A 3910-nucleotide genomic window follows, 5' to 3' on the forward strand; every position below is an offset into this window, starting at 1 on the left:
CGGCGCGTCGTCGGGTTATTCGCCGCGGGCCACGATCACCGGGGTCTTGACCAGCTGGGCGACGGTCTCACCCACCGAACCCACCAGCATGCCGGCGAATCCGCCGCGGCCGCGGCTGCCGACCACCACCAGCTGGGCGTCCCCGGATCGTTCGACGAGCTGGCGGGCCGGATCGTCGCGCACCACGACCCGACGCACCGCGACGTCGGGATAGCGCTCTTGCCAGCCGGCGAGGCGCTCGGCGAGCACTTCCTCGGCCATTGGCTGGGTGGCCGGCCAATCGATGCCGGGCCACTCGGAGACGTCGACGTCGCTCCAGGCGTGCAAGGCGATCAGCTCGACCCCGCGGCGCGAGGCTTCGTCGAACCCGATCGAGGTCGCCAGCTCCGACGCCGAGGAACCGTCGATGCCGACCAGGACCGGCGCGTGCGGGCGATCCGCCGCGGGCGGCGCGCTGCCGTGGATGATCGCCACCGGGCACTGCGCGTGGCGCAGCAGCGCCGAGCTGACCGAGCCCAGCAACCGGCCGGGCCACTTGCGGCTGCCGCGTGCCCCGGCCACGACCAGCTGCGCGTCCTTGGACCGTTCGACCAGGGTGGGAATGGCCGGAGCGAGCACCAGTTCGGTGCGGACCTCGGCGGGTCCACCCGACTGGGACGCCTGCTCGACGATCGTGACCGCGTCGTCGAGCAACCGGCGGCCATGGTCCTGCTGCCAGCGGGCCAGGCCCGGGGGCAGCGACCGGGCGTCTCCCCACTTCTGCATCTCCGGGGAGATGGCGTTGACCAGAATCAGCGCCACGTGTCGCAGCTCGGCGTCGTGCGCGGCCCACCGGAGCGCCGCTTTCGCTCCCGTCGAGTCGTCGACCGCCACGACGATCCCGGACTGCGCGTTCTGCGTCGACATGGGCGCTCCTTGGTAGTCCACCCCCACCAGCATGGTAGTGACACGGGATAATTCGGGATGATGAAAGACACCGTCAAGCCGGCCGACCAACCCGCCAGCCGTCGTCGCGACGTCCTGCGGGTCTTGAAGGCGGCGCGGGCTCCGATGAGCGTCGTCGCGATCGCCGATCAGCTCGGGGTGCATCCCAACACGGTTCGCTTCCACCTCGAATCGCTGGTCAGTGCCGGCCGGGTGGAGCAGGCGGCGCCGCTGCGCAAGGGGCCGGGCCGGCCGGCGCAGATGTTTCAGGCGACCCGCCAGATGGACCGCAGCGGGCCCCGGCACTACCGGCTGTTGGCCGAGATCCTGGCGATGGGCCTGGAAAAGGGCCTGGAAACGGGCCTGGAAAAGGGCCTGGAGACGGGCCTGGAAACGGGGCCAGCCGCCCAGGAGGATCCGCTGGCCAGGGCGCTGGAGGTCGGGCGGGCCTGGGGCCGTCGCGTGGAACCGCCGCCGCGCGCCGGGGAGCAGAACGGGACCGCGGAATCGGTCGAGCAGCTGCTGGAGCTGCTCGACGAGCTCGGGTTCGCGCCCGAGCGGCTCGGCGATGCCCAGATCGGGCTGCGGCACTGTCCCTTCCTGGAACTGGCCGAAACCCGCCCGGGCGTGGTCTGCTCGATCCACCTCGGGATCATGCAGGGCGCGTTGCAACGCTGGACGGCGCCGGTGGCGGTCGAGCGGCTCGAAGAGTTCGCCGAACCCGATCTGTGCCTGGTCCACCTCGGTCGCGCGCGATGAGCACGGCTGCGGCGGTCGCGGCCGCGGTCAGCTTCGTGTGGCTGGGCATGGTGGTCGCCATCTCGTTCCTCGAGGCGCCACTGAGATTCCGCGCACCCGGCGTCACCCGGCAGATCGGGCTCGGCATCGGCCGGCTGGTTTTTCGGGCCCTCAACGGCGTGGAGGTCGTCTTCGCCGGGGTGCTGCTGGTGGCTGCGGTCGCCGGCCCGCCCGGGCCCGTCGTCACGGCGGCGTTCGTGGTCGCGTTCGCGGCGCTGGGCCTGCAGGTGGGGGCGGTGCGGCCGCGGTTGACCCGCCGCTCCGAGCAGGTGCTGGCCGGGCTCGACGCGCCACGTTCGGGCGCTCACCACGGCTACGTGGGTCTCGAGGTGGTCAAGGTGCTCGCCCTGGTCGTGGCCGGAATCGCGCTGCTGTCACGGTGATCGACTACAGCGCGCGCACGTAGCGCTTGGCGACGACGCGCTGCGCCAGCCCGGTGAGCGGGCCGCCGGCGCGGGCCCACCACGTCGCGGGCCGCGAGAACGAGGACACCTCCGCGAACACCGCGGCCGTGAGCGGGTCGTGTCGCACCGCGAACCGCTCCTCGCCGCAGGCGGGATGACCCGGCAGCGTCCCGTAGGCGAACCCGCGCACCTCGGGCTCGTCGATCACGTAGACAACCCGGCACGGTGCCCGCAGCACCCCCAGCCGCACCAGCACCACCGCGCCGACCGTGACGTCGGCACTGCCGGGGGTGATCCGCAGCCCGGCGCCGCGCTGCATGCCCCAGTGCAGAAGCGCGTCGGCGGCCTGCTCGAAGCGCTGCCGGCCCGTGCCGATCCGGGCGGTGAAGCCCAGGTGGCGGTAGCCCGGCGGCGGCGGCCCGGCGGTCGCGCCCACCTCGGGGTAGCTGAACGGCAGGTCTTGCAGCGCACTCAGGTCCACCGGGACAGCGTGCCACGGCGTACCGTCGGCAGCGTGAGTGCTATCGCCCAGGCATCCGGAACGTTCACTCTCGGCGGCGACCTCACCGTCAACCGGCTCGGTTTCGGCGCGATGCGCCTGACCGGGCCCGGGGTGTGGGGGCCGCCGGCAGACCCCGGCGAGGCGGTGCGGGTGCTGCGCCGCGCGGTGGAACTCGGAGTCAACTTCATCGACACGGCCGACTCCTACGGGCCCTACGTCAGCGAGGAGCTCATCCGCCAGGCGCTGCACCCCTACGACGGGGTGGTGATCGCGACCAAGGCGGGCCTGCTGCGCACCGGGCCGGGTGTGTGGATCCCGCTGGGCCATCCCAGCTACCTGCGCCAGGAATGCGAGATGAGCCTGCGCCGGCTGGGCGTCGAGCGCATCGACCTGTTCCAGCTGCACCGCGTCGACCCGAACTACCCGCTGGCCGACCAGGTGGGGGAGCTGGCCGCGTTGAAGAACGAAGGCAAAATCCGCCACATCGGCTTGTCCGAGGTCGACGTGGACCAGCTGGGCGAAGCGGCCCGCATCACCGAGATCGTGTCCGTGCAGAACAAGTACAACCTGGCCGAGCGGGGCGCCGAGCCGCTGGTCGACGTCGCCACCGAGCAGGGCATCGGCTTCATCCCGTGGTACCCGCTCGACGGCGGGCCGCTGGCGACGCGGTCGCGCCAGATCGCCGCCGACCACCACGCCACGCCCTCCCAGCTGGCACTGGCCTGGCTGCTGAAACGCTCGCCGGTGATGCTGCCGATCCCGGGCACCTCCAGCCTGGCCCACCTGGAAGAGAACGTCGCCGCCGCGCAGATCACCCTGTCCGACGCCGAGTTCGACGCGCTGGGTGCCGCCTAGCCGCCGCGAAAGTGCATTCCGCGACGCATTCTGCGAGTGGACCCTTCGGTGGTTGCACTCTCGCGGGGCAATACGGTGTCCTGGTGGCAACCGAACCGACCCGGCATCCGGGCGGCGGCTTCAATCCGCCCGAGCCCACCACCAAGGGCGGCCCCGACTACGGGAGGTTCATCGAAGCCGTGCGCACCCTGCAGGACCACGCCCGCGCCGTCGACGCCCCCGACGAGGTGATCGGCGAGGCCGCCGACCTGCTCGAGAAGGTCTCCGATCTGCTGCAACCGTTCGAGGTCGACGAGTGGCAGTCCCCGTCGGGGCGCCGGATGGACCTGCCGATGCGCGGCAACATCTTGACGGTGCCCATGCACGTGCGCAAAACCGACGACGGCCGCATCCGCGGCTGGGCCCGGTTCAGACGGTTTCAACTGGG

The 3910-nt window shown here is 71.9% G+C and carries 5 protein-coding genes and 1 pseudogene; 4 read left to right on the forward strand and 2 right to left on the reverse strand.

Features of this window, described 5'->3' with window-relative positions:
- Nucleotides 1–15 precede the first annotated feature (15 nt).
- Nucleotides 16–906 (reverse strand): universal stress protein, encoded by an 891-nt coding sequence (locus F6Q13_RS16815; protein WP_293058974.1) that lies wholly within the window; start codon nucleotides 904–906, stop codon nucleotides 16–18.
- A gap of 60 nt (nucleotides 907–966) precedes the next feature.
- Here F6Q13_RS16815 and F6Q13_RS16820 point away from each other — a divergent pair, with 60 nt between their 5' ends.
- Together F6Q13_RS16820 and F6Q13_RS16825 are read left to right on the forward strand one after the other, a co-directional pair.
- Complete coding sequence (locus tag F6Q13_RS16820) at nucleotides 967–1683, forward strand: helix-turn-helix domain-containing protein (RefSeq protein WP_293058976.1); 717 nt, start codon at nucleotides 967–969, stop codon at nucleotides 1681–1683.
- Complete coding sequence (locus F6Q13_RS16825; protein WP_293058978.1) at nucleotides 1680–2105, forward strand: hypothetical protein; 426 nt, start codon at nucleotides 1680–1682, stop codon at nucleotides 2103–2105. Before F6Q13_RS16820 ends, F6Q13_RS16825 begins: the two co-directional genes overlap by 4 nt.
- A 4-nt stretch (nucleotides 2106–2109) precedes the next feature.
- On the opposite strand, the gene F6Q13_RS16830 is transcribed toward F6Q13_RS16825, so the two are convergent.
- Nucleotides 2110–2607: a DUF1990 family protein gene (locus F6Q13_RS16830; RefSeq protein WP_293058980.1), complete on the reverse strand. Its 498-nt coding sequence runs from the start codon at nucleotides 2605–2607 to the stop codon at nucleotides 2110–2112.
- A 42-nt stretch (nucleotides 2608–2649) separates the two neighbouring features.
- Here F6Q13_RS16830 and F6Q13_RS16835 point away from each other — a divergent pair, with 42 nt between their 5' ends.
- Nucleotides 2650–3483, forward strand: coding sequence for an aldo/keto reductase (locus F6Q13_RS16835; RefSeq protein ID WP_293058986.1), 834 nt, complete (start codon nucleotides 2650–2652; stop codon nucleotides 3481–3483).
- Nucleotides 3484–3566: 83 nt separating this feature from the next.
- Nucleotides 3567–3910 (forward strand): annotated as a pseudogene (locus tag F6Q13_RS16840) (PaaI family thioesterase); the annotation flags it as partial.

The sequence above is a fragment of the Mycobacterium sp. genome, from assembly GCF_008709575.1.
Classification (GTDB): domain Bacteria; phylum Actinomycetota; class Actinomycetes; order Mycobacteriales; family Mycobacteriaceae; genus Mycobacterium.